Origin of the sequence: Rubritalea sp. (assembly GCF_039830215.1) — a bacterium.
GTDB lineage: Bacteria > Verrucomicrobiota > Verrucomicrobiia > Verrucomicrobiales > Akkermansiaceae > Rubritalea.
The window spans coordinates 1-3,235 of sequence record NZ_JBDOPO010000321.1; the positions used below are offsets into that span (position 1 = coordinate 1).

Here is a 3,235-nt window from a genome sequence, read left to right on the forward strand (position 1 = left end):
CCTCTCAAAGAGCGTGAAAGTAACCTTCCGATAGCTGATCATATATCTTGAGGGCGCTGGCTTGACACTGCTCTGCGGTATGGCTCGGCTCGGCAAGCGTGGTCGGTGAGTCACGTGAGGCGGTTCTAGCCCAGGCGTAACTTAAAACCTGTCCATCGTATATCGTAGCTGCGCAACACATTTTACCAGCCACAATTCTCCACAAGAGTTGAGTCAATCCTCAGCAGTCGGAAGGGCCTATGTTGTCCTGTCTACCAGTTAGGTTCGGAATTGATCACCAACCGCTCATCTGTCTCAGGGTGCGTGAACTCTAACATCGTAGCGTGCAGCTTCATCTTTCCCGGTCCTGTGCCGGTGCCGTAGAGCGGGTCACCGATGATTGGCAGCCCAAGTCCTTTTTCATGGGCCGAGTGAATTCGTAATTGGTGGGTGCGGCCAGTGATTGGTGTGAACTGGATACGTGTTACCCCATCAACTCTCTCGATGACCTGCCAAAGTGTGGTTCCCATTTTTCCGTGCTCTTCATCGTAGATCTGGTGCGGGCGATTATCGACGTCTAGCCTGAATGGTAGCTCGATCTTTCCCTCATTTTCTTCGACTATTCCATCAATCAGCGCGATGTATTTCTTACTAACTTCGCGTTCTTGAAATTGGATAGAAAGAGCTCGATGCACTTCTTTGGATAGAGCTAGAAGCATCAGGCCTGAGGTGTCCATATCCAGTCGGTGCACAGCTGAGTAGGCTGGAGCCTCGGGGAAAAGCGCGCGCACTCGCTCCGTGACAGAGTCGAGTTTATCCAGTCCCTTGCCTGGAGCGGCAAGCAGCCCGCTAGGTTTATTGACTACAATAAAAAGTGGGTCTTGGTAGGCAAGATCGAGAGACTTATGCATTAGTAAAGAGTGAGATCAGATAATGGAAATGTCGATTCATTCTACAGTTGAGGTTCGCTTCTTGTGCGTGTAACTTGTGCTCATGCAAGATTCCTTACGTTTTGAAACTGCAATTGAGATTTTTGACACCACCAATGCTCAAGACCCACGGATATGGGAGGTAGGTGGTATTGCACACCCTCAAGAGCTTTGGTTTTCTGAGCGACATACAGAATGGGTTAAGAAGCTAAAGCCAGACGCTTCAGAGGCTCTTTTGTTAGCTTCACGTTGTCAGCATATTTGCCGCTGGGAAGTCCCACGTACTACTTACCCAATGGGCCGCCCAGGATACCTGAAGTGGCGCAGTGATTTAAAGCTGTTTCATGCTGATAAGGCAGGTGAGTTGCTCAAAGAAGTCGGTTATGATGACGAAATCATAGCCCGCGTTCAGCAACTCAATTTGAAGAAAAATTTATCTACTGATAGTGAATGCCAGACGCTCGAAGATGCACTTTGCCTGACTTTCATGCAGTATCAGTTCGATGATCTCATAGCTGACACTGAAGAGAGGAAAATGATCAAAATTGTCCAAAAAACTTGGGGTAAAATGAGCGAACAGGGTCATACGGAAGCGCTGAAGTTAGATTTCTCTGAAGAGAGTTTAGCGATTGTGCAGAAAGCGCTAGAATGATTTTTTGTGTCTAACAATTAGGAGAGTCTAAGCTTATTTATTATTGTTGAGCGGGCATGATTTGTATAGCTGCAAAAGTTTCCCTGTATAGTCGTTAGATAGTTCTGGCATAGATAGAGGAGACCAGTTACGAGGGAGATATGAAACATGTCATTCTCGGGTCTCTCTTAGCTATTAGCAGCCCAATTATTGCCGAGGAAAAAGCTGTAAAGGTGATGGCTTATCCAGCGGAAAGTCCAGAGTGGGTGAAGCTGAAAACAGCGGCGAGCCGATATGTGAAAGCTTTCAATGATAAGGACGCCGCCGCAGTTGCTGCATTGTTTGTTAAAAATGGTGAGATCCTTCTACACGAGGACGTGAAGATCGCTGGGCATGACGCCATTGAGCAGCACTACTCACGTGTTTTTGACAGTAGTTATGGGGCGAAGGTTGCTTTAGAAGCAACTTCAGTACGTTTCGTGACCCCAAGATTGGTGGTGGAAGAAGGATCCGTTCACTATATTACCGCTGATGATGAGGTCTCTACTCATTTGTATATGGTCATTCTTTCTCTGCAGGACGACGGGGAATGGCGCATTGTTCAATCTAGAAACCGTGAAGTCACTGACCAGGTAGCTTATGATAAGTTGAGCGACATAGAGTGGCTAATAGGTGACTGGGTTGCTTCAACTGGAGATAATGGAAAATTTACTATGAAGTTTCGTTGGGAGCCATCAGGAGCCTGGTTGATTGGTCGTGGTCGGTATTCTTCACCTGACACTGAGCCAGTTACCATGACTGTACGCATCGGTTGGAATTCCGCAGTGAATAAAATCATCTCATGGACATTTGATTCTGAAGGAGGGTTCTCCAAAGCGGTATGGACGGAGGGAACTGATAAGTGGGTGATGAAGGCTCATGGCGTCAACGGTGGAGGTCAGAGTACTTCGAGTACTCAGTCAATTGAGTTGATTGACACTGAAGCAGTGCTTTGGAACTTCACCAGCCGTGTCATCGGAGACGATATGCAAGATGACCGGGCTATCAAGCTCGTTAAAACACCACCCCAACCATTTTTAACCCCTAAATCAAAGTAAGAGGATGAAGTTTAGTTTAGAGGCTACCTGTCGTAAGCAATTGTTATGGATCATGGCATCGACCATTGTAACGATGCCCATATTAGAAGCTCGCGGTAGCGGTAGAGGTGGTGTTCGCGGTGGCGGTGGGCGTAGTACCGCAGCTAGGCCGACACACCGTACTCCGATGACTGGGTCCAGGGCCAAGCCAGCTTCGAGGCCATCAACACGACCTTCCACTAGGCCGACAACGAGACCGTCTCAACCTTCTGCTAGACCAAGCACGCGTCCGTCACAGCCAAGTTCTAGACCGAGTACGCGTCCAAGTACTCGGCCTTCTCAGCCGTCAACTAGGCCCTCAGTGAAGCCAGGTGATTTAAAGTACGCGAAGCCAGCGGTGGGCGTTGACGGACGCCCTATGACTCGTCCAGGTCAAGGAGGGGTTGGAACGCGACCCGTCACCCGTCCCGGCCAGGGAGGAGTTGGAGTGCGACCTGGAACTGGCAGGCCGAGCACTGGTCGCCCTAGTACTGGAAGACCTAGTACTGGAAGACCTATTGCAAAACCACCGATTACAGGACGACCGGGGAGTCCAGGTGCAGGCTTAGCGGGAGGAAACC

At 49.1% G+C, this 3,235-nt stretch carries 3 protein-coding genes and 1 pseudogene; 2 read left to right on the top strand and 2 right to left on the bottom strand.

Annotated elements, in window-relative coordinates; all coding sequences use genetic code 11:
- Nucleotides 1–251: 251 nt before the first annotated feature.
- Complete coding sequence (locus tag ABGY95_RS10825; RefSeq protein ID WP_347441698.1) at nt 252–890, bottom strand: RluA family pseudouridine synthase; 639 nt, start codon at nt 888–890, stop codon at nt 252–254.
- An 82-nt stretch (nt 891–972) separates the two neighbouring features.
- Between ABGY95_RS10825 and ABGY95_RS10830 the strand changes: the two genes are divergently transcribed.
- Nucleotides 973–1,560, top strand: coding sequence for a DUF4202 domain-containing protein (locus tag ABGY95_RS10830; protein ID WP_347441699.1), 588 nt, complete (start codon nt 973–975; stop codon nt 1,558–1,560).
- A 140-nt stretch (nt 1,561–1,700) separates the two neighbouring features.
- Nucleotides 1,701–2,636, top strand: coding sequence for an SgcJ/EcaC family oxidoreductase (locus tag ABGY95_RS10835; protein WP_347441700.1), 936 nt, complete (start codon nt 1,701–1,703; stop codon nt 2,634–2,636).
- A gap of 411 nt (nt 2,637–3,047) precedes the next feature.
- On the opposite strand, the pseudogene ABGY95_RS10840 reads toward ABGY95_RS10835, so the two are convergent.
- Nucleotides 3,048–3,235 (bottom strand): annotated as a pseudogene (locus ABGY95_RS10840) (hypothetical protein); the annotation flags it as partial.

Excerpts from the sequence above, each read along its gene's own strand:
- ABGY95_RS10825 (WP_347441698.1), bottom strand. The coding sequence starts at position 890 with ATGCATAAGTCTCTCGATCTTGCCTACCAAGACCCACTTTTTATTGTA.
- ABGY95_RS10830 (WP_347441699.1), top strand. The coding sequence starts at position 973 with ATGCAAGATTCCTTACGTTTTGAAACTGCAATTGAGATTTTTGACACC.
- ABGY95_RS10835 (WP_347441700.1), top strand. The coding sequence starts at position 1,701 with ATGAAACATGTCATTCTCGGGTCTCTCTTAGCTATTAGCAGCCCAATT.